Source organism: Pedobacter foliorum, assembly GCF_013266735.1.
GTDB lineage: Bacteria > Bacteroidota > Bacteroidia > Sphingobacteriales > Sphingobacteriaceae > Pedobacter > Pedobacter foliorum.
In genome coordinates this window covers 150,875-177,259 of sequence record NZ_JABSNU010000006.1, presented here as the reverse complement: position 1 = coordinate 177,259, position 26,385 = coordinate 150,875, and the positions used below count along the sequence as shown (strand labels likewise).

The 26,385-nt window shown below is 36.8% G+C and carries 24 protein-coding genes; 14 read left to right on the top strand and 10 right to left on the bottom strand.

From position 1 onward, the window contains the following. Positions 1-153 precede the first annotated feature (153 nt). The gene (locus HQN83_RS13840) at positions 154-744 is read left to right on the top strand and encodes an RNA polymerase sigma-70 factor (protein WP_173090949.1); all 591 of its coding nucleotides are present in this window, start codon (positions 154-156) and stop codon (positions 742-744) included. Positions 745-752: 8 nt separating this feature from the next. Here the strand turns inward: HQN83_RS13840 and HQN83_RS13835 are convergent, their stop codons facing one another. Then, complete coding sequence (locus HQN83_RS13835; protein WP_173090948.1) at positions 753-1,457, bottom strand: pirin family protein; 705 nt, start codon at positions 1,455-1,457, stop codon at positions 753-755. A 4-nt stretch (positions 1,458-1,461) separates the two neighbouring features. Beyond that, positions 1,462-2,187 (bottom strand): dioxygenase family protein, encoded by a 726-nt coding sequence (locus HQN83_RS13830; protein ID WP_173090947.1) that lies wholly within the window; start codon positions 2,185-2,187, stop codon positions 1,462-1,464. Between the two features lie 187 nt (positions 2,188-2,374). Here HQN83_RS13830 and HQN83_RS13825 point away from each other — a divergent pair, with 187 nt between their 5' ends. From HQN83_RS13825 to HQN83_RS13800, 6 genes are all read left to right on the top strand, one after another. Next, positions 2,375-3,475, top strand: a complete 1,101-nt coding sequence (locus tag HQN83_RS13825) for a sensor histidine kinase (RefSeq protein ID WP_173090946.1) — start codon at positions 2,375-2,377, stop codon at positions 3,473-3,475. A gap of 2 nt (positions 3,476-3,477) precedes the next feature. After that, positions 3,478-4,176 (top strand): LytR/AlgR family response regulator transcription factor, encoded by a 699-nt coding sequence (locus tag HQN83_RS13820; RefSeq protein WP_173090945.1) that lies wholly within the window; start codon positions 3,478-3,480, stop codon positions 4,174-4,176. 75 nt (positions 4,177-4,251) lie between these two features. Further along, positions 4,252-6,093: an ABC transporter ATP-binding protein gene (locus tag HQN83_RS13815; protein ID WP_173090944.1), complete on the top strand. Its 1,842-nt coding sequence runs from the start codon at positions 4,252-4,254 to the stop codon at positions 6,091-6,093. Between the two features lie 68 nt (positions 6,094-6,161). Next, positions 6,162-6,989 carry a DUF4974 domain-containing protein gene (locus HQN83_RS13810; RefSeq protein ID WP_173090943.1) on the top strand — a complete coding sequence of 276 codons (828 nt, stop codon included), beginning with the start codon at positions 6,162-6,164 and terminating at the stop codon, positions 6,987-6,989. Between the two features lie 241 nt (positions 6,990-7,230). Continuing rightward, on the top strand, positions 7,231-8,505 hold the full coding sequence (locus HQN83_RS13805; protein ID WP_173090942.1) for a sugar MFS transporter: 1,275 nt from the start codon (positions 7,231-7,233) through the stop codon (positions 8,503-8,505). Between the two features lie 288 nt (positions 8,506-8,793). Next, positions 8,794-10,815: a response regulator gene (locus HQN83_RS13800; RefSeq protein ID WP_173090941.1), complete on the top strand. Its 2,022-nt coding sequence runs from the start codon at positions 8,794-8,796 to the stop codon at positions 10,813-10,815. A gap of 28 nt (positions 10,816-10,843) precedes the next feature. On the opposite strand, the gene bcp is transcribed toward HQN83_RS13800, so the two are convergent. From bcp to HQN83_RS13780, 4 genes are all read right to left on the bottom strand, one after another. Further along, the gene (gene bcp, locus HQN83_RS13795) at positions 10,844-11,302 is read right to left on the bottom strand and encodes a thioredoxin-dependent thiol peroxidase (protein ID WP_173090940.1); all 459 of its coding nucleotides are present in this window, start codon (positions 11,300-11,302) and stop codon (positions 10,844-10,846) included. A 4-nt stretch (positions 11,303-11,306) separates the two neighbouring features. Continuing rightward, positions 11,307-13,028, bottom strand: coding sequence for a M23 family metallopeptidase (locus HQN83_RS13790; protein ID WP_173090939.1), 1,722 nt, complete (start codon positions 13,026-13,028; stop codon positions 11,307-11,309). A 5-nt stretch (positions 13,029-13,033) separates the two neighbouring features. Then, positions 13,034-13,645, bottom strand: a complete 612-nt coding sequence (locus HQN83_RS13785) for a fumarylacetoacetate hydrolase family protein (protein WP_173090938.1) — start codon at positions 13,643-13,645, stop codon at positions 13,034-13,036. 85 nt (positions 13,646-13,730) lie between these two features. Further along, positions 13,731-14,252, bottom strand: coding sequence for a T9SS type A sorting domain-containing protein (locus HQN83_RS13780; RefSeq protein ID WP_246254509.1), 522 nt, complete (start codon positions 14,250-14,252; stop codon positions 13,731-13,733). A 211-nt stretch (positions 14,253-14,463) separates the two neighbouring features. Here HQN83_RS13780 and HQN83_RS13775 point away from each other — a divergent pair, with 211 nt between their 5' ends. Next, on the top strand, positions 14,464-16,416 hold the full coding sequence (locus HQN83_RS13775; RefSeq protein WP_173090937.1) for a KUP/HAK/KT family potassium transporter: 1,953 nt from the start codon (positions 14,464-14,466) through the stop codon (positions 16,414-16,416). A 396-nt stretch (positions 16,417-16,812) separates the two neighbouring features. Here HQN83_RS13775 and HQN83_RS13770 read toward each other — a convergent pair whose 3' ends face one another. Genes HQN83_RS13770 through yihA form a run of 4 tightly spaced genes read right to left on the bottom strand, consistent with a single transcriptional unit; the run spans position 16,813 to position 22,038 of the window. Further along, the gene (locus tag HQN83_RS13770; protein WP_173090936.1) at positions 16,813-18,768 is read right to left on the bottom strand and encodes an amino acid permease; all 1,956 of its coding nucleotides are present in this window, start codon (positions 18,766-18,768) and stop codon (positions 16,813-16,815) included. 55 nt (positions 18,769-18,823) lie between these two features. Then, on the bottom strand, positions 18,824-20,539 hold the full coding sequence (locus HQN83_RS13765) for a M3 family oligoendopeptidase (protein WP_173090935.1): 1,716 nt from the start codon (positions 20,537-20,539) through the stop codon (positions 18,824-18,826). Positions 20,540-20,541: 2 nt separating this feature from the next. Beyond that, positions 20,542-21,408 carry a UbiA-like polyprenyltransferase gene (locus tag HQN83_RS13760; protein ID WP_173090934.1) on the bottom strand — a complete coding sequence of 289 codons (867 nt, stop codon included), beginning with the start codon at positions 21,406-21,408 and terminating at the stop codon, positions 20,542-20,544. A gap of 9 nt (positions 21,409-21,417) precedes the next feature. Then, positions 21,418-22,038, bottom strand: coding sequence for a ribosome biogenesis GTP-binding protein YihA/YsxC (yihA, locus tag HQN83_RS13755; RefSeq protein WP_173090933.1), 621 nt, complete (start codon positions 22,036-22,038; stop codon positions 21,418-21,420). Positions 22,039-22,090: 52 nt separating this feature from the next. Between yihA and ubiE the strand changes: the two genes are divergently transcribed. From ubiE to HQN83_RS13725, 6 genes are all read left to right on the top strand, one after another. Beyond that, a complete protein-coding gene (gene ubiE / locus HQN83_RS13750) occupies positions 22,091-22,822 on the top strand; it encodes a bifunctional demethylmenaquinone methyltransferase/2-methoxy-6-polyprenyl-1,4-benzoquinol methylase UbiE (RefSeq protein ID WP_173090932.1) in 732 nt (243 codons plus the stop codon). Beyond that, entirely contained in the window at positions 22,819-23,553 is a 735-nt protein-coding gene (gene porT, locus HQN83_RS13745) for a type IX secretion/gliding motility protein PorT/SprT (protein WP_173090931.1), read from the top strand. Before ubiE ends, porT begins: the two co-directional genes overlap by 4 nt. Before the next feature lie 51 nt (positions 23,554-23,604). Beyond that, positions 23,605-24,363: an SDR family NAD(P)-dependent oxidoreductase gene (locus tag HQN83_RS13740; protein WP_173090930.1), complete on the top strand. Its 759-nt coding sequence runs from the start codon at positions 23,605-23,607 to the stop codon at positions 24,361-24,363. Between the two features lie 19 nt (positions 24,364-24,382). Next, positions 24,383-24,829, top strand: a complete 447-nt coding sequence (locus HQN83_RS13735) for a GatB/YqeY domain-containing protein (RefSeq protein WP_173090929.1) — start codon at positions 24,383-24,385, stop codon at positions 24,827-24,829. Between the two features lie 110 nt (positions 24,830-24,939). Further along, positions 24,940-25,704 (top strand): alpha/beta fold hydrolase, encoded by a 765-nt coding sequence (locus tag HQN83_RS13730; protein WP_173090928.1) that lies wholly within the window; start codon positions 24,940-24,942, stop codon positions 25,702-25,704. Further along, a complete protein-coding gene (locus HQN83_RS13725) occupies positions 25,704-26,366 on the top strand; it encodes a CBS domain-containing protein (RefSeq protein WP_173090927.1) in 663 nt (220 codons plus the stop codon). The genes HQN83_RS13730 and HQN83_RS13725 overlap by 1 nt, the downstream gene beginning before the upstream one ends. Positions 26,367-26,385: the final 19 nt, after the last annotated feature.

Here is a 26,385-nt window from a genome sequence, read left to right as displayed (position 1 = left end):
AAATCTGCTTTTTGATGGCTACTAAAATGTTTTTGTTGATCTAAACTCAGGGATTGTATAATTAAACTATTACGAAAATTGTAAAATAAATTTTTAACATTTAGAAAATATTTGTTTATATTTATGGTAAGCGCTTACCAAACAAAGAAATAGATGCATACCAATCAATTAAAATATTGGAGTGAGACAGATCTTTTTGTGAAACTCGGTGAAGGAAACGAGCGAGCTTTTGGGCAAGTGTTTAAACAGTATTTTTCTTCCTTATGCTATTTCGCTAATAAGTATGTATACGATTCACAGGAAGCCGAAGATATTGTTGAGGAGGTTTTTGAAAAGCTTTGGAATTGTAACCATCACATCAGTTGCGCTGAACACTTAAGGTCATATCTGTATATGGCAACCAAGCGTATTTGTATGGATCATTTGAGTAAGAATTTGCATGCAAAAGAAAGGCAACTGAAATTTGCTGTAAAGGTTGGAGATCAGGAACCTGATTTTATTTATGAAATGATTCGCTCTGAGGTATTTAGAGAGATCTATTTAGAAATTGAGAATTTGCCAGATCAATGTAGTAGAATTGTTTCTATGAGCTATATTGAAGGGCTTAGGAATGAGGAGATTGCCGAAAAACTTGGCCTTTCTGTTCAAACAGTTAAAAATCAGAAAACCCGGGGTGTTTCCATCCTTCGTGGCAGAATTCCTCTGGAACTTTTTGTGTTGTTTATGGCGCTTTTGGTAAGTTAAATTGCCATTTAGCTAATTAATTCTAAACAAAGAAGTGTCGCTTCATTACTCAAAGCCTCTATCTCAATAGAATCGACATCCCAAAGTGCCAACCCGTCTCTAGGATGCATTAATCTCCCATTAATTTCAAAAGCTCCAGCTATAATGAATGCAAAGAAAGTGCTGTTTTTGTTTTGTAAGTTGTAAGCCGTTTCTGAGCGGCCACCAAACTGGCCAATACCTACCTTGAAAGGGAATGGAGAGTGTTGCAGAGTGCCTTTATTTATGATGTTTGCTATTTGATTAATGTTTTTATTTATATCGAAACGTATTGGCTTTGGTATTTCGTTTTGGGAAATAGAATCGTCTTTGATCCAGATCTGTAGGAAATTAATGATATCAGAGTCATACGGGTTATGGATAGTAAATCTACTGTCGGCTATGAAGCTACAAATTTTAACTTCACCAATGTTAACTTCAGTTTCGTCATTACTTGTACCTTGATAAAACAGATCACCTGTTATCGGTAAGATTAGTAAATGTGAAGCCTCTTTAACAGAGACTTCAAGTTTGCCGCGAGGTACAAGTAATTCATCGTTCAGCGCAGTCAGATTTCTAATTGGTTGTTTATGCTCATCATAGTAACTATTACTATTAAACGTCATTGTGGTTTTAGATGTACTTGATTCTTCGATGCCACGCTGTTCATTTAAAAAGATCTTTCCTGGATTCATAAACTTATGCTGGTACGTTAATTTTCATTGTAAGGTTAAATCCGTCGGCAATGCTACCTGTAACATTTGCGACTTCTGAATTGGTTTTGTCATCACTAAATACATTGTCCTGCGCATTGTATGTATATCCCGACATTCCTTTTTTGTATCCGTTAACTATTGCTACCGCAGTACCTGATCCTTCAGGAAAAGCAATTTGCGTAACTTTTAATGAATTACCCGCTGCATTGTAAACGTGGACATGTATGTGTGTGGCGCGACCATTATACCACCCAGGAAAAATACTTGTAAAGGTTACCAAGCCACTTTCGTCAGTAATCTGTCTGCCTCTTAAAAAGTGAACAGATTGGTAATTGGATGATTGCATCCCAGAACCACCATATTCAGAATAGTTTCCTTCGGCATCACAATGCCAAATATCAACCATTGCCCCGGTAATAGGAGTGCAGTCGCTATTTGAATTTGCAATTGTAATTTTGGCGGTTAACTTATAACCACTACGACCATCAGTAATGTCACTTCTAATATAGCTTGAGGGCGTTTTTGTCGGAAATGGTCCCTCTGTTTCTGATGGAGCCGCTGAACAAGTGCTGCTGCTGGTTCCAGATCCTGAATCTGTAACGGATTCACTGCTTACAACATCCAGACTATCCTTTTTACAGGCTTCCCACAATATAGGTGTTGAGATTATCCCCACCATTAGGCTCTTTATAAATTGTTTTCTTTCCATGGCATTTCTGTTTATTGATTAATCTTATTTAAAACAAATTTGCATTGTAAATGCTATCGAGCCAGTGAAGTCTCGATAAAGAGGACTTTTGTATCGATGAATAGATTTATTAATTATATTCATCCATAGAATTGAAGGGTTCACCGATACATTTCTATTATTAAAGCCAAAAGATGTTGATTTGTATATGATACGTTTTCAAACTTCAACCGTCATTGTCCATGCAGTAGCTTGGTTGCTGTTTATGAGTTTTCCCCTCTTGTTTTTTAGTCAGGGAGGTAATGCTCAAAGTAATTGGACAGAGGGGCTGTCCTGGGTATATTTACAGTATCCGTTGGTGTATATGTTTGTTTTTTACATCAATGCATACTATTTGTTTCCAAAGCTTTATGTGAAGAAAAAGTATTTGATCTATACATTGTCGGTGCTGGTATTATTAATTATGGTAATGACAATAAAGCCATTTGATAGGATGATGCAAGAGGGGAAGCGCTATGATAGGCCCGTTCATCCCAAACCAATTATGGGGCCTCCCATGGCGGAATTTAGAATGGATCATAGACCGGCACCACCAGAAGACAGGCCATTTAAGTTTGACATCCTTAGCTTTTTTATTTTTGCTATGGTGATGGGGATGGGGGCAGCTTTGAGTTCCATTAAAGAATTACAGCTAACTGAGAAAAGGGCAATTATTGCAGAGGCCGATAGAGCAAATGCGGAACTGTCTTTTTTAAAGGCACAGATTAATCCTCACTTTTTATACAATACTCTCAATAATATTTACACTTTATGTATAACGGGAAGTGTAAATGCAGCAGAAAGCATAATGAAGTTATCAAATATTATGCGATATGTTACTGACGAAGCAGAGGCAAACTATGTTTCCCTTCAGGGAGAGCTGAATTGTATTAATGATTTTATTGACCTCCAAAAGCTGAGATTAGGTAAAAAAGTAAGGTTGAGTTATGAAGTGACAGGAGATCCTTCTGGACATTTTATTTCGCCCCTCATTTTAATGACTTTTATAGAGAATGTGTTTAAATACGGACTAAGTAATCATTTGGAAGCTCCTATTGTGATTAGCATCAATATACTTGAAGATAAAATTTTATTTAAATCGGAGAACAGAATATTCGAGAGTAAACTGGATCATGATCGGCTGGGGGTTGGAATTAAGAATACTAAACAAAGGCTAGATCATTTGTATCCCGATAAGTATTTGTTAGACATTGATGATAAAAATGGGACTTTTAAGGTGGATCTCTCTATATTTAAAGTTAAAAACTAATTATGCCTTTAACATGCGTGGCAATCGATGATGAGCCTCTGGCTTTAGAACTGATTCATTCTTATGTGGCCCGCATGCCAGATGTACAGCTTTTAGGGGTCTTTGAAGATGCAATTTCCGGTATTGAATATCTGGACCGTAAGAATCCTGACCTGATCTTTCTAGATGTTAATATGCCCGATATTTCTGGTATAGAACTCGCAAAGGCGCTTAAAGAAAAACCAATGATCATATTTACTACCGCACATAAGCAATTTGCTTTTGATGGTTTTGAATTGGAAGCCGTTGATTATTTACTGAAGCCAATTGATTTTGAACGGTTTTCGAGAGCTGTATATAAGGCCATTGATCTAAAGAAGTATAAAGCCAACGCACATGCTTTTCAGGACGAATCTGTGATTTATGTTCATTCAGAGTATAGGATGATCAAGATTCTACTAAAAGATGTAGAGTATATTGAAAGTATGGAGGATTATGTAAAAATCCATTTGGCATATGATAAATCCGTTTTAACATTGATGTCGTTGAAGAAAATATTGGAGATACTTCCAGAGCAACAGTTTCGACGAATTCACAGGAGTTATATTATACCTGTTTCTCGTATCAGATCAGTTCAGAATAAGAAAATACAACTGAGCTATGTTTTACTTCCAATTGGAGAAAGCTATCTAGAACAAGTGAAAGGATGGCTTGGGGTTTAAACTTTATGAGAATTTTCTGATGTAACGAGAACCTTTAAGTGTCTTTTTCCTAATTTAGGACAAAATTAAAGCCTTTTGAATCCTAGTAAAGCATTTGCTGACACAAACATAAAATCTTTAACCTTTAAAGAACGTATTGCTGCGTTTAAAAACCTGCCGGAGTTTTTTAAACTGGTATGGCAAACGAGTAAGTGGATGACGGTTTGCAATTTTGCGCTGCGGATTGCCAGGTCAATTATGCCTCTCGCTATTTTGTGGGTGGGTAAGCATATTATTGATGAGGTAGTGTTGTTGAGTAGTTCTGACGCATCACATTCTCACGACTACTTATGGAAATTGGTGGTTCTGGAATTTGGATTAGCAATTTTAACCGATGTTTTAAGTCGAGCCATTAATTTGATGGACGGTTTACTTGGTGATTTGTTTTCAAATTATACTTCCGTTAGGATTATGAAACATGCAGCAACCTTGGATTTGGATCAATTTGAGGACTCAGTTTTTTATGATAAGCTTGAGCGCGCAAGACAACAAACAGTTGGAAGGACAGTATTATTATCGCAGGTAATGAGCCAGATTCAGGACTTGATTACTATGGGATTTCTGGCTGTTGGGCTGATAGCTTTTAATCCATGGTTGATTGTTGTATTGCTCATTACTATTCTTCCTGCATTTTTGGGAGAGTCCTATTTTAATGATCAAAGCTATGCACTTTCCAGGAAGAGAACACCTGAAAGAAGAGAGCTTGACTACGTTCGTTACCTTGGTGCTAGCGATGAAACGGCAAAGGAAGTTAAGGTGTTTAACCTTTCGGGTTTCATTATAAGTCGTTTTAGAACGCTATCAGAAAGATTTTATAATGAGAACAAACAACTGTCATTACAGCGTTCTGTATGGGGAACTTTTTTTGCTTTTTTAGGCAGTACAGGGTATTATTTGGCCTATGTTTATATAATTTATAGAACTATTAATGGCAACATCACTATTGGTGAACTCACATTTCTGGCTGGTTCATTCAGACAGATGCGGAGTCTGATAGAAGGAGTGTTATTGCGTTTTACTGCAGTTTCTCAGGGAGCAATTTACCTCAGCGATTTCTTTGAGTTTTTTGAAATTGAGCCTAAGATTAGAAAGCGGGCCAATGCAAAATCCTTTCCTAATCCAATCAGACAAGGTTTTACCTTTGAAAATGTTGGTTTTCAATATGCACATTCAGAACGGTGGGCAAACCGACACTTAAGTTTTACGCTTCACCCAGGCGAAAAGTTGGCATTGGTAGGAGAGAATGGTTCCGGTAAAACTACACTGGTTAAATTATTGGCAAGACTTTATGACCCAACGGAGGGAAGAATATTGCTTGATGGTATAGATTTAAAAGAATATGATCTTGATGAGCTGCGGATGAATGTTGGTATTATCTTTCAGGATTACCTGCGTTACCAAATGACCTTTGCACAGAACATTGCAGTAGGAAACATACAGGAACAGGATAACAGGACATTGATAGAGGCTTCAGCCAAGCAAAGTCTGGCTGATGTGCTCGCAGAAAAATTACCACTTCATTATGATCAAATGCTGGGCAAACGGTTTTCACAGGGGGTAGAGCTTTCAGGTGGAGAATGGCAGAAAGTGGCATTAGCCAGAGCCTATATGAAAGATGCACAGCTGTTGATTCTTGACGAGCCAACGGCAGCACTTGATGCCAGGGCCGAGTATGAAGTTTTTCAGCGTTTTGCTGAACTAACAAAAGGGAAATCTGCTGTGCTGATTTCTCATCGGTTTTCTACAGTACGCATGGCCGATCGGATACTTGTACTAGAAAAGGGTCAATTGATAGAAATTGGCAGTCACAAAGAACTGATTTTTAAAAAAGGTAGGTATGCCGAATTGTTTGATTTACAAGCAATGGGATATAGATAGGAAAATATTTTCTGTTTGATTGGTACGATTTGAGATTCATATCGTAATAATAGCATCAATCGAAAAGGATGCAATCACAAGAGCATACAAAAAAAATAATAACTCTAATTGGTAAACAGATTAGGGGAGAGCTAAATGCGATTGATGAAAGAGATTTGGATATATGGATCTCAGAAAGCGAATCCAACAAAATCCTTTTTGATCAGCTTACAGATCCTGCTTATAGGCAAGGTGAACTAATGGAAATGAGAAGTTTTACCAGTGCCTCATCGGCATTTGCAAACTTTATGGAGAAGTATGGTGAGCGTGTCAGGGTAGAGGATGATGTTTACATTCCTCCTAAGCCAGAGGTTGAAGAGAAGCGGAATTACGAGTCTTTAAAATATGCAGCAGCTGTGATTGTTTTACTTACACTTTCAATAGGATTTTTTCTTTATTTGAAGAATGAAAGTGCGATTAAAAATGATATTAAACTAAGTGCATTGATTTTAAAAGATATTGCTTCCGATGGCAAGAAAGATGTAACTGCAACAATATCTAATGTTACTGCCAGGGAAAAGAGCTTTAATCCCACAATGGTTCTTAATGCAACTCAGCAATCATTAATTGGTAATAAGATGAGTATGATTTTTGGGCAAACTCCTGATGAAGGTATAGTTTGGAAAGAAGGTTTTTTTGTATTTGATGGTGAAACACTTGAATCTCTTATGCGTAAAATTGCACATTGGTATAATGTCGATGTAGTTTATGCAGATAGTAATATAGGTAAAAAATTATGTACCGGTTCGGTTTCGAGATTTAGTGACATCGCCTCACTATTGAATAAACTTGAAAGAACCGGGCCTGCTAAGTTTAAGGTTGAGGGAAGGCGAATTTTAGTTCAATCTAGGCAATAGTAAGAATCTCATTCTTGCTGCCAGTCCATTTTCTTTTTTTAATAGGGTAATTGATAGGATACACAAACGTTTGCGCAAAAATAATGCGCGAATATTAGTTGTAAATAGCATACTTTGGTTTAATAAATACCTCAGGTTAGTAACTTGTGGTATATTTTTCTATTTTTAGAAAGTAAAACTAATTTATTTGTGATAAAACAATAAAAGCAATAATAAAACCTAAACAAACCTGAATTTAATTATGACCAACCAAACAAAATCTCCTGTAATTTCGCCTATCGTAACTATTGGGGCGCTGTTCTTTATCTTTGGCTTCGTAACATGGGCCAATAGTACCCTAATTCCCTTTCTGAAACTAGCTTGTGGTCTGAAAACTGATTTTGAAGCCTTTTTAGTAACATTTGCTTCGTATATTGCTTATTTCTTTTTAGCATTACCGTCATCATGGATACTAAAGAAACTGGGCTTTAAGAATGGTATCATTATTGGATTACTTATTTTGGCCTTCGGGTCGCTAATTTTTATTCCAGCGGCAAGCTCAAGAAGCTTTGGTTTATTCCTAACCGGGATATTTATTCAGGGTGCGGCATTATCATTATTGCAAACAGCATCAAACCCATACATCAGTATTATTGGGCCAATTGAAAGTGCCGCGAAACGCATTAGTATAATGGGCTTGTGTAATAAGTTTGCAGGTATTATTGTGCCTATCATCATGGGTACTTTGTTTCTTAAAAATGCATCCGGTATAGAAGCAAAAATTAATGATGCTGCTACTACTTTGGCAGAAAAGGAAGCATTACTAGCAGAGGTTTTGGGACGTGTTTATACACCTTATATTGCTTTGGCCGTTGTGTTTACTGCCTTTGCATTGTTTATCAAATACTCTAACTTACCTGAAGTTGACGTAGATAAAGAAGAGGTAGTTGATGGAGAAGAGGTAAAAAGCACAAAGACTTCAATCTTTCAGTTTCCACACTTGTTTTTAGGGGCCTTCTGTATCTTTGTTTATGTAGCTGCTGAGGTAATGGCAGGTGATATTATTGGTGTTTATGGAAAAGCATTGGGTATCAGTGCCGATATTAGTAAGTACTTCACTACACTTACCTTAACAAGTATGTTGGTGGGTTATGTAGTGGGTATCATTACTATTCCTAAATATATTACTCAACAAGCTGCTTTAAAAATCTGTGCAATTTTAGGAGTTATATTTATTTGCGCGGCTTATGTAACTACTGGCTATACTTCGGTTATTTTCGTGGGTCTTTTAGGATTGGCAAATTCGTTAATGTGGCCTGCCATTTTTCCACTAGGAATTAAAGGATTAGGTAAATTTACTAAAACCGGATCTGCTATTATGATTATGGGTATTGCTGGAGGAGCTATATGGCCATTGATTTATGGTTACCTTAAAGATTATGCCGGTATGCACTTCCAGTTGGCTTTCTTTGTTAGTGTATTGCCATGTTATTTATATATCTGGTTCTTTGCAGCCTATGGGCATAAGATTAAATAGTGTCAACTAAAATATGCAAAAAAAGAGGTTATCGTAACAGATAGCCTCTTTTTTGCTTACCTCTGTTTCCGGGCGATTGAAATCAGGTGATTTTTGAACAAAATGAATAAGGTGAATAGGTGTCTTGTTTGGGCTAAAACGATTATTTTTAAAAAAATGTAAATAATAGGGTTTTGCATTTTAACAAAAGCTCCATTTATGCTTATTTCTTCCTTACGAAAGAAGCTCAATAATATATCAATATCCAGGAAGTTATATTTTACCATTGGCATTATAACTTTTTTGGTCATGGTAGAGTTGTGTACTTTATGGTTTTCAATTACTACACTATCGGCGGTAAGATCTTACGTTGGAGGAGAGGGGTTGTGGTCTAAAGCCCAAAAGGATGCCATTCTAAATTTAAGGGAGTATGGTTATACCTACAATGAAAAAAATTACAAGGCTTTTAATGAATTTCTGAAGGTTCCATTTGGTGATAAAATAGCCAGAATGGAAATGGGAAAGCCAAATCCTGATTTAGATGTAGTGAGGGATGGATTTTTGCAAGGTAGAAATCATCCTGATGATATTGATAATATGATAGGTCTTACGAGGAGATTTAGTAAGGTTTACTATCTCAATAAAGCTTTTGTAGCATGGCAAAAGGCTGAGCCTGTTTTAGATGAACTCATGGGGATTGGGCGTCAGCTTCATACTCTGATTAATGCCCCAATAAAGGATAAGGCGAAAATTTCATTTCTGTTAGATGAAATAGAAAGACTTAATACTCAGCTCACTGCTTTAGAGGATGACTTTTCATATACGCTAGGCGAGGGCGCAAGATGGTTGGAAGGGGTAGTTTTAAGACTTGTACTTGCACTTTCTATAACTATTGGTACAACCAGTATAGTAATAGCGATATCTATAAACAGAAGCATTAAAAAGGGGTTAGATGTTATTGTTGAGGGCGCCGAATTAGTTAAGAAAGGTATGCTGGAAACTCGCGTTAAGGTTTTTGCCAATGATGAAATAGGACGTGTAGCTACTGTGTTTAATGAAATGACAGATACGCTTGAGCACAATGTGGCTGAAACCAAACTTACAGAAGCTAAGCTGGTAACAGAAAGAGAGCGGGCTGAGTCATCTGATAAGGCAAAACATATATTTTTGGTGAACATGAGTCATGAAATAAGGACTCCGATGAATGGGATTCAAGGTTTTGCTAATTACATAAAAGACTCTTTAACAGATAAAGAACATCTTGTAGCAATTGAGATGATTATAAAGTCTGCAGATCATTTAATGAGGATACTTAATGATATTCTTGATTTTTCAGGACTGAAGAATGGCGAGGTGGATTTCATGAAGCAACCTATTAAGGTTAGAGACGTGATTAAGGATGCCTGTCTTTATGTTGAGTCTAATGCTAAGCTTAAGAAGATTGAATTGCATTATTCTATAGCAGAAAGAGTTCCAAAGGTTTTTATAGGAGATTCTATTAGGCTTTCACAGATTTTTGTAAGCTTAGTTTCCAATGCTATAAAATTTACTGAAAAAGGTGAGGTTGTTATTTCTGCTGATACAATCGAAGAAAATAAGGATGTTGTAGTTATTGAGTTTAGAATTAAGGACACTGGAATTGGAATCCCGCAAGAAAAACAACAGAAGATATTTGAATTGTTTGAACAGGCTGCTAATAGTGCTTCACGCAAATTTGGTGGTGTAGGTTTGGGGCTAAGCATGGTGAAGCGGTTGGTTGAACTGCAAAATGGCAAAATATTTCTTGAAAGTACTCCGGGAACCGGATCAGAGTTTTATTTTAGGATGCCTTTTGTTAAATTAAATGAGGCCCAAAAGGGCTATGAAAATATAGCGGTTCATGATGCTCTCGAGGAATCTGGAAAAGGGATTAAGGTGTTAATTGTTGAGGATAATCCTATTAACCAGCTCTTGGTTATTAAGGTGTTGCAAAAGAGAGGATACGAAACAGTAATATCTCAAAATGGAAAAATTGCGATTGAGAAATATAAGGATGAAGATTTCGATATTATTTTGATGGACTTACAAATGCCTGAAATGGATGGGTATGAAGCAACAAAATTTATTCGTCGTATGAATGCGGGTAAAGCCGATATTCCAATAGTAGCAATGACGGCACATACAATACAGGGAGAATTAGAGAAGTGTATGGCGATCGGTATGAATGATTATGTTTCTAAACCTTTCAAGCCTGAAGACCTTAATGCGAAAATACAGTCTCTTGTTAAGAAAAACCGCTCTGACAATGAGGCTGAAAATTACGCTGAGGACATACCCAAATCAACGGTTTAATGTTGCTGGGTATGCGCTCAAGTAATGCTTAAAGTAATTCTAAAACCTGTGCAGTAGAATTTTTGGTGTCAACTTTTTTGATGATATGAGAAATTACACCATTTTCATCAACAAGGAATGTAGTTCTGTTGGTTCCCATATATTTTTTACCGTACATGTTTTTCTCGCCCCATACGCCATAAGCTTCAACAATTTTCTTGTCAGGATCAGCAATTAGAGTAAATGGCAAGCTATGTTTGGTGACGAATTTTTTGTGAGATTTTTCATCATCAACACTTACTCCTAGAACCACAATTCCCTTTGCTGTTAAGCCCTGATAGTTATCTCTAAAATCACATGCTTCTGCAGTACAACCAGGGGTATCATCTTTTGGATAAAAGTATAAAACAACTTTTTTTCCTGCAAACTGTGATAGCGATACATTGTTGCCATCTTGATCCTTACTGGTAAAATCAGGGGCCTTTTGGCCTTCTTTTAATTCACTCATAATGCTATTTATAAAAAGAAATTGAATAGTTTTTGATGTTATCTTTCATATCTGAAACAATTACCTCCAGCGTATGTTTTCCAGGGCCGGTGCTGTCGTCAAATGTATGCCATAGGGAAGCGGTTTTGGTGTCAAATTCCATCAATACCCACTTTCCATCAATATAGCCATTAAAATTTTTAATGCCCGATAGGTTATCCCTCATCTTAAATGACATCTTGCTTATCCCGACCATGCTTTTTCCTGCAGATATATTTACTGGAGCAATGCTTGGAGGAACTGTATCTATAGCTATAAAGTAGCTGCCAAAGGTGCGTGGCTTAGCCTTTACATAGCCATTTTCGAAATATCCGCCTTGTGATGATCTTGACGTACTTACAATAAGTGCCTTTTCTTTATACTTATTAAGCGAGCTGTCCGCTTTTATCCATAATTCAAATCCTACATGCAACGGTGTTAATGGGTTGTGAATCTGATGTACATTAGAGAAAGCATTTGATAATGGCTTTGGCAACATTTTATAAGTAAAATTAAGATCGTTATATAGAGTGCCTTTTGGAAGTATTACTTTTACTTCTGCATTGTTAAACTCATTGACAGTTGCATAGGAGTATGTGGTGCTTGTGGTTGATTCAGGTGTATTAATTATGGCTTTATCATCTGCCTGAACATTGAACGATAATGTGCTTTTATTTCCGGTTGCATCTGATACAATATATTTTAACTGATGTAGTTTGCCGTCTGTAAACTCTATCCTGCCGTTGTTAATTAGATTACTATAGATAGTTAAGGGATTACCCGGATCTACAAAACTTTTTTGTATACTTCTCTTTGTGTTTAGGTAAGTCGGGTAATCTATATGAGAATTGATGGCTTTACTATTTTCAAACTGAAATTTCTCCAGAGCTGAGGTATATACAGGTTTCCCATCTACCTCAAGCTGAATGGAGTAAACGCCATTTGTTCCCGATGCACCATTGTGTTTATCTGTAGCAACAATGCCAAATCCCACCTCACCACTTAAATTGATGGTACTTATGTTATTAAGGTGGTAGTTTCCGGGGCTACCTGTGATTTGAAAATATTGTTTAGGCGTAAACTCGTTAAAAGGCTTTTTGTTTAAGCGATACACGTACATCGAATAAAGTACAGGAGGGATGTCATCAGGGATCTCTAGCCCAAATAGCTGCGGATTGATGGTTGCCTCTGTTTTAGAATCTCTGATCTCAAAATGAAGATGCGGTCCTCCGGAGCTTCCCGTGTTGCCTGAATAGGCAATTATGTCACCTTTACGTACCGGGATCAATGTAGGGCTTGGAAATGAGTCAATCTCATAACTTTTCTTTTGATATTGAATGGTTTTTACTTGCTGGGCAATTTTGGGGCTAAAGCGTTGTAAATGTCCGTAAACAGAAGTGTAGCCATTAGGGTGGTTTATATAAAGTGCAAGACCAAAACCGCTATTTTGCACTCGAAGGCGTGAAATATAACCATCAGCAATTGCATATACAGGATAGCCTTCACGTTGATTAGTTCTGTAGTCCATGCCAGAGTGAAAATGGTTTGCCCTTAGTTCTCCAAATGAACCAGCCAGAGCAGGTGGCGTAATGTCAAGAGGCGCTCTGAAATCGACAAGTGGATATTTGTTGCCACTAAATACCTGCTGAGCGTTAGAGCATACTACTGAGAGTGTAATAAGTATTAGTGTTAAGTTCAGTTTAATCATTAATGCTATTTTATATCGAAATTAAGTAGTTGCTGACCTGATAACCAAGCCTCCAATTTATCTCCGGGGTTTACTTTTCCTACGCCTTCTGGGGTACCCGTAAAAATAAGGTCGCCCTTTTTTAAAGTGATGTATTGAGATACGAAGGAGATTATTCTTTCAAACGGGAACAGCATATCTTTAGTATTGCCTGTCTGTCTGTTCTCATTGTTGATCTTTAACTCAAACTCGAGGTTGTAGACGTCTTTGAATTGGGATTTCGGAACAAAGGTGCTAATGACAGCAGAGTTATCGAAAGCTTTCGCCAGTTCCCAGGGAAGGCCCTTTTCTTTATGTAGGGTTTGTATGTCTCTGGCTGTGAAATCTATCCCCAATCCCATTTCTTCGTAATAGTTGGGCGCAAATTTCTCGGAAATATGCTTTCCTTCTTTACAGATTTTTAGAACAACTTCAAGTTCATAATGGATGTCTGACGAAAATTCGGGTATGTAGAAGGGTTTGTTGTCCTTTAAAACAGCTGTATCCGGTTTTAGAAATATAACAGGACTTTGGGGTATCGGATTATTAAGCTCTTTAACATGCGCAGCGTAATTGCGTCCAATTGCGATTATCTTCATTTGTATGATGTTTTGTGAATAAAACTAACCTGCTGCTAAATTATGCATTCTGCGCAGATGAAACAATTAGGAAGATCGATTAAGCTTATAAAACTGAAATACGTTTAACTACTGTTTCAGAGCCTGCTACAATTTTTAGAAAATAGATGCCAGGATTTAAACGGTTTGGAATGGTGTAGCTTTTGGTTTGTTCACCGGCCGAAATACGTTCATTTGAAAGAGTCACTACCTCATTGCCTAATAAGTCCATAATCTTCACAGAAAGATTTGATTCACGATCTAGTCTTAGCATCAAATTTACCTGGTCGTCAACAGGATTAGGATAAACTTTTAAAACAGAAAGGATTTTCTCTTGTTTAGTTTGGGTAGCAGGAGCAACTTTAGCATTAGAGATCACATCATTATACTGTATAAATCCTAAGTTGTATTTAGGCTTATAAGTTGGTATGTTGACCTTGATTTGAGGTGTTTTGTTAATTCTTTTTGTTCTGATCCCACTGGATGTACTGTCGGATCTTTGGGCAAAAACATTAACGCTGCCAAAAACACTCAGGCAAATTATGCAAGAAATATTAAAGAGAAGCGCTATTCTGTGTTTCGTGCTCATGTTTGGTACTGCCAAAAATATAAATAATAAAACAAAAAAATCAATCATTTTGTTCAATAAAAAATTATTTAACAATATTTAACAAGTATTAACGTTTACCGAATCCTGAATAACAATGTTAGAACTACCTAATGGGATTAAAAAAAGCCTGAAAACTGTGCATATAGATAGGAATTACTGTAATTTTACCCACCAAATTAAAATTAAATAAGTGTCTAGTCAAAAGAATTTAAGCGCCCTCACAGCCGGAGGATTACTGGTAAGTTTAGGAATTGTGTATGGGGATATTGGAACTTCACCACTTTACACCCTCAAAGCCATTTTTAATTCTGTAGTTAATGGTGGGCAATCAATAGATGTAGATCTGGTACTTGGTTCCCTTTCTTGTATTATCTGGACCTTGACTTTGCAGACCACACTGAAGTATGTTGTGGTTACTTTGAAAGCAGACAATAAAGGTGAAGGAGGAATTTTTTCATTGTATTCTCTCGTTCGTAAAAATGCAAAGTGGCTGGTATTGCCAGCGATAATTGGAGGTTGTGCACTGCTTGCTGATGGTATTATTACTCCTAGTATTACAGTTACGTCTGCAATTGAAGGTTTGCAATTAAAGTTTCCTAATGTATCGGTGATTCCGATAGTTTTGGCAATTATTACTGCATTATTTGTAATACAGCAATTCGGGACTGATTTGGTTGGGAAGTTATTTGGACCCGTAATGTTCCTATGGTTTGGCATACTAGGGGTATTGGGTTTGCTGTTTGTAGTACAGGATCTAAGCATTTTTAGGGCTTTAAATCCGTATTATGCCTTTAATCTTCTGGTAAATAATCCAATGGCTCTTTTGATATTAGGAGGTGTGTTTTTATGTACAACAGGAGCTGAAGCGCTATATTCTGATATGGGGCATTGTGGTAGAAAGAACATTAGAGTAAGTTGGGTTTTTGTAAAGACTATGTTGATTCTTAACTACCTCGGGCAAGGTGTTTGGGTATTGCAGCATGGTAAATACAATACCAGTTTGAATCCGTTTTTTGAAATAGTTCCTGCAGAGTATCTGTTGTTTATGGTTGCTTTGGCGACTTGCGCGGCTGTAATTGCCAGTCAGGCGATGATTACCGGCTCATTTACATTAATATCTGAAGCTGTGAGGTTAAATCTTTGGCCAAAGGTTCGGATCAATTACCCCAGCAATCAAAAAGGACAGATTTATGTGCCATCGATAAACTGGATACTTTGGGCAGGTTGTATAGGTATTGTGCTTATATTCAAAAACTCAGGGGCAATGGAGGGGGCTTATGGTTTGGCTATAAACCTAACTTTTCTATCTACAACGATATTAATTGCAGCTTATATGAAGCGCAAAAAGGTTCCGATATATGTGATTGCAGTTTTCTTGTTGATCTATGTTTTGCTTGAGCTTACGTTCCTTGTTGGAAATATGGCTAAGTTTTTTCATGGTGGTTGGGTAACTGTTATGATCGGTTCTGCTTTATTTACTGTAATGTGGTGTTGGTATGTTGCGAGGAAAATTAAAAACAGGTTTGTTAAGTATGTTGAAATTGAAGATTATTTTGAGATCATAAGTGAGCTGAGCAGTGATATTTCTGTTCCAAAGTATTCCTCTCAATTGGTATATCTTACGAGTGCTAATTTTAAGACAGAGATAGAATCAAAAATCATTTATTCTATAATACAGAAGGAACCTAAGCGCGCAGATGTGTATTGGTTGGTTCATGTGGATGTGGTTGATGAGCCATTTACTCGTGATTATAAGGTTGAATTTCTGATTCCTGGTAAACTAATTCGTATCGACTTTAAGCTTGGGTTTAGGGTTGAGCAAAGTGTTAATCTCTTGTATCGTAAAGTGATTGAGGAATTAGTAAAGAACGGTGAGGTTGATATTACAAGTCAGTATACTTCTTTAAACAAGCACAAGATTGCTGGTGATTTTAGATTCGTGCTTTTAGAGAAGCATTTATCGAAGTTTTCAAAGTTGAGTTTTTATGAGCGTTCAATAATGAATTATTACTTTGTACTGAAGCGTTTAAGTTTATCAGAAGAACGCAGTTTTGGGCTTGATTCCAGTTATGTTGATGTAGAAAAAGTTCCGTTGATCTTTGTAACTCCTGATGATATAGAGCTTAATAGACTTCCCGTTTAATCATAAAAAAGGCTCCGGGGAGGAGCCTCTATTGTCGATCTTCCAATCAGACAATTATAGGGATAATTAGGAGGGCAATTTAAATAGTTCTCATCTCTATGAGTACTATTTGTTTTTTATTATTATAAATGTAGAGATATATTCTCAAATTGTGGAATTATTTTTAATAATTTATTTTTTATTTTAAAAATATTATATAGTTGGGCAATATTTTCTACAGATTAAGGTTTTTTGATCATAAAAAGAGCCTTAATCAAATAGTTTGATAAGGCTCTTTTGTATCCTCATTATTCTGAATTTATTTTGCTTCGCAGCTTCTTCGAGGTCAGGAATCTCGTACAAGCAAAGTTTTCTTTCTCTTGGGAGGTCCTGAAATAAATTCAGGATGACGATAGCTTACGAATTGCTATCGGCCAGTCTCAGTTTGCTATGTTTAAATCCATAAAGGAAATAAACAAATAGACCAACAATTAGCCAGATGCCAAATCCTATCCAGTTAGAAATGCCCAATTCACACATCATATACAGGCAGCTCATTAAGCCTAAAACAGGAATAAGCGAAAGATTTTTAGTGATACAGTAATAGATAATTACAAGGCAGATAAAGAAGAAAATCCACATAGGGATTTTATGTTTAAACAATTTCCATCCACTTTCATATTTCTTTTCCTGAGAGATTTCAGAGTTATTGATGAACTGTTCATATTGTTCTGCAGATAGCTGATTTAAATATGCCTCCGAATCTGTATTCTTCTCAATAAGATTGGCTTTAGTTTGAGCCACCTCTATTTCTTTTTTAATTGTACTTAGTTCCTGATCATTTAAGGAGGTAATAAAATTTACCGGCTCATATATTTTTGGCGTATTTAATATAAACGCTGTTGTTTCTTTTTTATAGAAGCTAAACCCAAAAAATAATGACCCAATAAATAAAATGGGGATAATGAATTTAGAATTTACATACGGTATCCTGAATTTTCCTCTTTGAATGTCAGGTTTGTTTTGCAACACAAGCACCCCCGCGCACACCAGTACAAATGCAAACAATGTGCCTATTGAGCAAAGATCTGTTACAATGGTAAGGTTCATGAAAAGAGAAGGTATGGCTACAACAAAGCCTACTACAATGGTAGCAAAGGAAGGGGTTTTGTATTTAGGATGAATCTTTGAAAAAGATTTAGGCAATAGGCCATCACGACTCATGCTCATCCATATTCTTGGTTGGCCCATTTGAAATACCAATAACACACTTGCCATTGCAAATACAGCACTAACCGCTATTATTCCACTCATTAGTTTCAGATCTATCTGATCAAATACAAATGCCAACGGATCACCAACAGCAAGAAGTTTATAGTTAACTATGCCTGTAAGCACAAGTGCAATTGCTACATATAAAACAGTGCAGATGATAATAGCCCACATCATCCCTCTAGGTAAATCCCTTTGAGGGTTTTTACATTCTTCGGCTGTGGTAGATATAGCATCAAAGCCGATATAAGCAAAGAAAACTGCTGATACCCCTTTTAATACTCCGGATACACCATTGGGCGCAAATGGATCCCAGTTTGCAGTATCAACATAAAACACACCTACAGCAAGTACAAGCAAAATCACAGCAAGTTTTACTATAACCATTGCATTACTGGCGTTTCTTGATTCTTTCATTCCTCTGTATACCAGCCAGGTAATGAAAATGATAATACCTAAAGCAGGTAAATCTGCAACAATATGAAAATCTCCAATTTTGGGAGCTGTTATCCAGGCGTTGTTTGCTATTCTTGTTGCGTCATCCAGGTTGGCAAAGCTTTTTCCTGCGTTTACAAGTGCCTCTGCATGCTTATGACCGTTGTACGCGGTTAAATAGTCCATAGTCATCCAATCGGGCAAGTGAATTCCGTTTATATTGAATGCAGGTATTCGTATGGAGGAGAGGAGGCCTGTAAAGTAGTCGGACCAGGATATGGCTACAGTTATATTACCAATAGCGTATTCCATAATGAGCGACCAGCCTATAATCCATGCCACCAACTCGCCAAAAGCAACGTAAGAATATGTATACGCACTGCCGGATACGGGAACCATTGAGGCAAATTCTGCATAGGCAAATGCGGCAAAACTACAGGCTACAGCAGTAAATATAAATAAGAAAATTACTGCCGGACCACCGTCAGCACTGGCTTTTCCAATGGTACTAAAAATACCTGCTCCGATGATAGCCGCTATACCAAAAGCCGTTAAATCCCGTACACCAAGTGTTTTATGAAGCGAGGCTCCATGATCGCCATAGCCTTTTTCAGCATCTTCTAATATTTTGGCTATTGACTTTTTTCTGAAAAGTTTTTCAAACATACACTAGCGTTTAGGTCGGGTTTTGATATTCAAACTTAAATATAATGTTGTAAACTTAACCTAATTTATGTAATTCATCTTTTACAAACGAAGCCAATTCTTCGATGTATTTTAAGCTGAAATCAAATTTAATACCGGCCGTTTCATAAATTTCATTGATTGGTTTGGTGTATCCCAATGATAATGCTGCAAAATACTGTTGTAATGCCTGTTCAGGATTTTCTTTGTAGTTTTTCCAGATTGCAATAGCCCCTAATTGTGCAATGGCATATTCAATATAATAGAAAGGAACTTCAAAAAGATGCAGTTGTTTTTGCCAAACATTACCAAATTCATGTTCCAGACCGTCCCAATTGGTAAAACCACCACCAAAACGGGTATATATTTGTTTAAAAGCTTCTTCTCTGTCGGCTGCATTGTGGCCCGGATTAGTATAAATCCAATGCTGAAACTGATCTATAACGGCAACCCAAGGCAGGGTTTTTAGTACATCAGCGAGTTGTTCTTTTTTGGCACGGATCAGATCTTCCTCGTTATCAAAATAGATGTTCCAGTTATCCATAGAAATAAGTTCCATGCTCATCGATGCAAGTTCCGCAACTTCAGAAGGACAATGCTTAAAATCATTTAATTCCAGATTCGCAGTAAGGAAGGTATGTATTGCATGGCCACCTTCGTGAACCATAGTAGTTAAGTCTCTTAATGAATTGGCCGAGTTCATGAAAATAAAAGGAGCTCCCGTTTCTGCAAGAGGGTAGTTGTAACCACCAGGTGCTTTCCCTTTTCTGCTTTCCACATCAAAAAGGCTATTTGCCTTCATTATAGAAAGCATTTGACCCAATTTAGGGTCTATGGCATTAAAACAGTCAATGCTTTTGTCGACTAAATCTTTTCCATCTTTAAATGGTTTCAGCGCAGCTTTACCTGTAGTGCTCACATCCATGTCCCATGGTTTCAAGGTGTCAATTCCAAGCAGTTCCGCTCGTTTCTCTGCTTGTTCCTTTAAGATGGGTACGATTTGTTTTTCAATAGCCTCGTGGAAATGATAGCAATCCTGAGGGGTATAATCAAAGCGGCCCAAAGCCTGGAACATATAGTCGCGATAGTTCTCAAAACCTGCATTTAATGCAACCTGATGACGCATAACGATCAGCTCATCAAACAAAATGTTTAATTCGTCTTTATCTACTAATCTACGTTGTTGTATGGTTTCCCAAGCTTGTTGTCTGACAGCTCTATCTGTATCTTTAATGAAGTTGGCAGCTTGTTCTAACGTATATTCTTTTTCGTTGATAATCACGCTCATTGCGCCGGTAATTGCCTGGTACTTTTGCTGAGTTACCTGAAGTTTAGTTAAAAGCTCAACGTTTTCTTCGCGATAAATTTCCAAAGCTTTTCTTATTGCCCTGATGTAAACAAAATATTTATCATGATCCAGTTCATCAATAAATGGACTGTCGTTAAATTTTTGATTAAGCTGGTTTGCAATTGGCGAAATTTTAGGTTCAATTTCTGTAGCAAAATACTGAAACTCTTTTACCAAAGTCTCATTTGCAGTATCGCAACTCATTTTAATGTATCGCCATGCAAAATCCTCTTCTAAGGCAGCTTCTAATTCACTTTTATCCTTTAACCATTGCTCTAATTCATTTACGTTCTCTATAGGACGCTCCAAAAGTTCACTAAGTATTGGCTCAAGATTATCCCATTGCATCTCGAGATCTTGAGGGATATAGATTCTTTTCTTTTTAGGTATGGTAAGGTTAATCATATTTAGAAGTTAAAGTTGGTTCTTAAGAAGGCATCGATTAAAAAACAGGTAGCAAATATTACAGAGGCAAATCCATTTGTGGTGGCAAATGCTTTATTTACTTTACTAATGTCGTTAGGCTTTACAAGTAAATGCTGATAAATTAGCATAAAGCAAAAGAAGGCTACTCCCACATAATATACCCAGCTGAATGTTGTAAACATTACAGGTAGGATTACGCATAGTGCAGAAAAAACATGTAGTACTATTGAAAGGTTTAAGGCATTTTTAATACCTATGGCTACAGGGATAGAATGTAATTTTTCATTTCTGTCAAAATCTTCATCCTGCAGGGCGTATATAATGTCGAATCCACTAACCCAGAACAATACGGCGAAAGAATAAAGCACCGGAACGATGTTAAATACTCCGGTTACAGCAATGTACGCGCCAATAGGGGCAAGCGAAAGGCCTAATCCCAGTACCATGTGGCATAAAGCGGTGAACCTTTTCGTATAGCTGTAAAATAGTACCACAAAGAGTGCTACAGGCGAAAGGTAAAGGCAAAGACTATTAATGAATGCTGTTGTAACAATAAAAAGAGCGCAGTTAACGATTACAAATATTAGGGCTTCATTAGCAGATATTTTACCGGCAGGGATGTCGCGCATTTGAGTGCGCGGATTTTTTGCGTCAATATTTCTATCCAGGTATCGGTTAAAGGCCATTGCAGCATTACGGGCAAAAACCATACACAGCAGCACCAATACAAGCAACAGCCAGTTAAATGGATTTGAGGTAGTAGTTACCCCCAGAAAAAAGCCTATCAGTGCAAATGGTAAAGCAAAAATGGAGTGAGCGAATAGTACCAGTGAAAAATACTTTTTCATTAATAATCGTTATTGTGGGGTTAAAATGGGCATTACGAAGTCATGATTTACCTCTTCTATAAAGCTCAAAACCTGGTCTCTTCCGGTACTTTTTTCTGCTGAAGTAACAAAGCATGGAGGGATTTCTTCAAACCACCCACCTAATGCCTTTTTAAATGCAGAAACATTTTTATCGGTTTTTACCGCACCTTGTTTATCTGCTTTGGTAAATACGAGTGCAAAAGGGATTTGGATTTCACCCATCCAGCAGCAAAACTCCAAATCTATCTTTTGAGGTTCAAGCCTGCTATCTATTAAAACAAATACACACTGCAAGCTTTCGCGCTTAGTAATGTAATTACGGATGAATTTTTCCCAATTCTCGCGGCTGCTTTTGGATACTTTGGCATAGCCGTAGCCGGGTAAATCCACAATGTACCATTTTTCGTTAATCAGAAAGTGGTTGATTAACTGTGTTTTACCTGGTCTTTGCGAGGTTTTTGCTAATCCATGCTGATTTACAAGCATGTTAATTAACGAGGATTTACCAACGTTAGAACGTCCAATAAATGCATACTCAGGCATATTGGCAACAGGCAGTGCTGAAACCTTTGTATTACTACAAATAAATGTTGCTGATTTTATAATCATTTTACAAAGGTAGAAAATTAGTTTTCAACAATACTTATCTTTGCTGCGTACCATGAACGAAAACATCACACCATACCAATCTGAAACGGCAACAAAGAAGGAACAAGTTGCCAGCATGTTTAATAATATATCTGGAACTTATGATTTTTTAAATCATTTTATGTCCTTAGGTATTGATATTTTATGGCGTAAAAAGGCAATAAAAGAGCTTAAATCCATTAAACCACGCATTATGCTTGATGTGGCTACCGGTACAGGCGACTTTGCTTTTGAAGCGATAAAAATTTTAGCACCAGAGAAAATTATTGGTGTAGATATTTCTGAAGGTATGCTTGATGTGGCACGAAAGAAAATTAATGAGAGGAATTTACAGCATGTTTTTTCTGTGCAGACAGGTGATTCTGAAGGATTACAGTTTAGTGACGATCATTTTGATGCAATAACTGTTGCCTTTGGTGTAAGAAATTATGAAAATCTGGAGAAAGGTCTTGCAGATATGTACAGGGTTTTAAAACCAGGAGGCAAAATTGTAATTCTGGAGTTTTCTAAACCAAGAAACTTTCCGATTAAACAAGGGTATAATTTTTACTTTAAACATGTTACACCAACACTCGGGAAAATTTTCTCTAAGGATAACAGAGCTTATTGTTATTTGCCGGAGTCTGTTGCTGCATTTCCGGACGGCGAAGACTTTATTCGTTTAATGGATAAAGTAGGGTTTAAAAAGACTAAGGACCGACGCTTAACATTTGGAATTAGTGCCATCTATACCGGTATAAAATGAAAATAAAATCAGGCTTACTTTTTTTATGTTTATTAGTAGGATTGTCGGCCAGAGCCCAAAATTGGGGAGGCGGGGTAGATGACACCAATCTGCATTTTGGATTTACATTTCAATATCTTTCATCGGAGTATAAGATTTTAAAGAAACCTGGGTGGAGCGTGCCTTACACAGCTGATCTTGATGCTGGTGACCCCGAGCCAAAATCACTTACAGCAATATCTTCAGATTCGTCTCCGGGATTTGGGATTGGCTTTGTTGTAAATAAACGTCTGCTTGAAAACGCAGATTTAAGGTTTACACCAATACTTGTGTTTAATGATAGGGTGCTTACCTATCACTACGGTGAGATTAAGGATAATGTGGAACGGAAAATATCCTCTACATTAGTTGAGTTTCCTTTGGGCTTAAAGATTAAATCGGATAGGCGTAATAATTTTAGGGCTTACGTATTGGGTGGCGCTAAATACTCAATGGATATTTCATCGAAAAAAAAGACGAATAACTCGAATATAACGGATGCAGCCGAAAAAATGGTGAACAACAAGCGGAACTTCTTGTCATATGAAGCCGGCTTGGGTTTTGACCTCTACTTCGAGTATTTTAAGATGTCTCCAGAGATTAAATTGTCATACTCTTTCAATAGTGTTTTAAAGCCCGAACTTAACCGATATTCTTATCCAATTGATAAATTAATGCTGCGACATGTGACATTCAGTTTATTTTTTGAATGATGCGACTCCCAAAAAAATTATAGCTTTGCTTAATAATCAATAAAATCAGGGATGTCAAAAATTGCATTAATTACAGGAGCAACTTCAGGTATTGGAGCTGCTTGTGCGCATTTGTTTGCGGCTCAGGGTTATAATTTAATTTTACTCGGCAGAAGAGAACAACTATTAATAGATTCAGCTAAGCATTTAGAAGATAAATATGCTATTGAAGTTAAAAAGATAGTTGCTGATGTGAGGGATTACGAAAACTTATCCTATCATCTGGAAATTTTACCGTCACAATGGAAAAAAGTAGATGTTTTGATTAACAATGCTGGTCTGAGTCAGGGGCTTGATCCAATTGATAAAGGTAATGTTGATGATTGGGATACGATGATTGATACCAATGTTAAAGGGCTGTTGTACACCACCAGAATAGTTTCTAACTGGATGACTGCACAAAAATCAGGTCATATTGTAAATATTGGCTCTATAGCGGGTAAAGAAGTTTATCCTAATGGAAACGTATATTGTGCAACCAAACATGCCGTAGATGCTCTAAACAAAAGCATGAGAATTGATTTGCTTCCTCATGGCATAAAGGTTACTGCAATAAATCCCGGGATGGTTGAAACAGAATTCTCTAAAGTCCGGTTTAAAGGAGATGAAGGCAGAGCAAAAAAGGTTTATGACGGATTGGAACCTCTTATTGCTAATGATATTGCCGAAGCAATATGGTTTGTAGTGAGTAGGCCTGCACATGTAAATATAAATGACATGTTGATCATGCCAACTGCACAGGCAACAGGAACTATAATTAATAGAAAATAGAATACTAACAGAAAATCATATGATAGCTAATACAATAGATCAGGAAATAAAACAAGCAATGCTGGCTAAAGACCAGGCAAAGCTTAGAGGTTTAAGAGCAATTAAAGCAGCTTTGTTATTGGCGAAAACTGAAAAGGGATCGGCCGAGGAAATTACCGAAGAGGCTGAACTTAAGATCTTGCAAAGACTAATTAAACAGCGTAAGGAGTCGGCAGATATTTACAAACAACAGGGTAGAGAAGATCTTAGTGTTGTTGAGGAAGAAGAAATTGAAGTAATCAGCAAGTTTATGCCTAAACAACTAGATAGAGCTGAAATTGAAGCTGTCATTGCACAAATCATTAAAGACTCTGGAGCAAATTCTGTAAAGGAAATGGGTAAGGTGATGGGCTTAGCTAATCAAGAACTTGCAGGTAAAGCCGATGGTAAGTTAATTGCTGAGATTGTAAAATCACAATTGGCATAAATTGTGCTGCATTAAGCACATTAAGCCTTTTTCTTAAAATAATGTTTTAAAATTACATTAATTTAATTTTAGTCTACTAACTTAGTAGCATACCTTACAAAATATTCAATATGAGATACGAAGTAATAGAAGAAGATGGGTTTAAATTTGTAGAAGCTGGAAAAGGTGAGACCCTGGTATTACTTCATGGTTTGATGGGAGAGTTAAGCAATTGGGAGGATGTGATTGATCACTTTAAGCAGAATTATCATGTCATAGTACCAATTTTGCCCATTTATGAGCTGCCAATACTTACACTCGGGGTAAAGAGTTTATCTAAATACATACATAGATTTATTAAGTTCAAAAAACTAGGACAAGTGGTTTTGATAGGTAATTCACTTGGTGGCCATGTTGGCCTTGTGTTTACCGTTTCTCATCAGGAACATGTAAAGGCTCTTGTGTTAACCGGTAGCTCTGGGTTATATGAAAATGCATTTGGAGGATCGTTCCCAAGAAGAGAAAGTTATGATTACATTAAGGAAAAAGTAGAATTTACTTTCTATGATCCGGCAACAGCAACAAAGGAATTGGTTGATGAGGTTTATAAAAGTGTTAATGACCGATCGAGGGTAATTCGTATTCTCGCGTTGGCAAAATCTGCTATTCGTCATAACATGTCTAAAGACCTTGCACGCATCACAATTCCTGTTTCTTTGATCTGGGGTAAGCAAGATAAAGTAACACCACCAGAAGTTGCAGAAGAATTTCACCAACTTTTGCCGAATTCAGAATTGAATTGGGTAGATTTATGTGGCCATGCACCAATGATGGAGCGACCGCAAGTTTTTAATGAGTATCTGGATAAGTTTTTAAATAGAATTTTGCTTAAATAATGTTTGCATCTGAACTCATATCTAATTCAATACCACCGCTAAAGACTTCTGATACTGTTCAGAAATCTTTGGACAGGATGGCTGAGTTCAAATTGTATCATTTACCAATTGTTAACGAAACTCAATTTCTAGGTTTAGTTTCAGAGGACGACTTAATTGAAGTAAGAGATGTGGAGCAGGCTATCGGTAGCTTGTCCCTATCCATATTAAATCCATTTGTATTTGAAGATGTTCATGTTTATGACATTATAAGATTGTTTAATCAGTTGCACCTCTCTGTAGTGCCTGTATTGGATTATAAGAAAAATTATTTAGGTCTGATATCGATAAACAATCTTTTAGAGTATACCTCAAATATCTTTGCAGTGAAGGAGTATGGGGGTATAATTGTTCTGGAAATAAGTAACAGAAACAATTCATTATCGCATATGGCTCAGATTGTGGAGGCAGATAATGCTCAGATTCTTTCATCATATGTGCAATCCTTTCCAGATTCTACCAGATTGGAAGTTACTTTGAAAATTAATAAAACTGAACTTTCAGGGATTATAGCTTCTTTTGAGCGTTATGATTACCAGGTAAAGGCAGTATTTAATAGTACCATATCCGACAATGGTACTGAAGATAGGTTTAATTCTTTTATGAATTATTTAAATGTATAGCCTGAGCTTATACAGATTT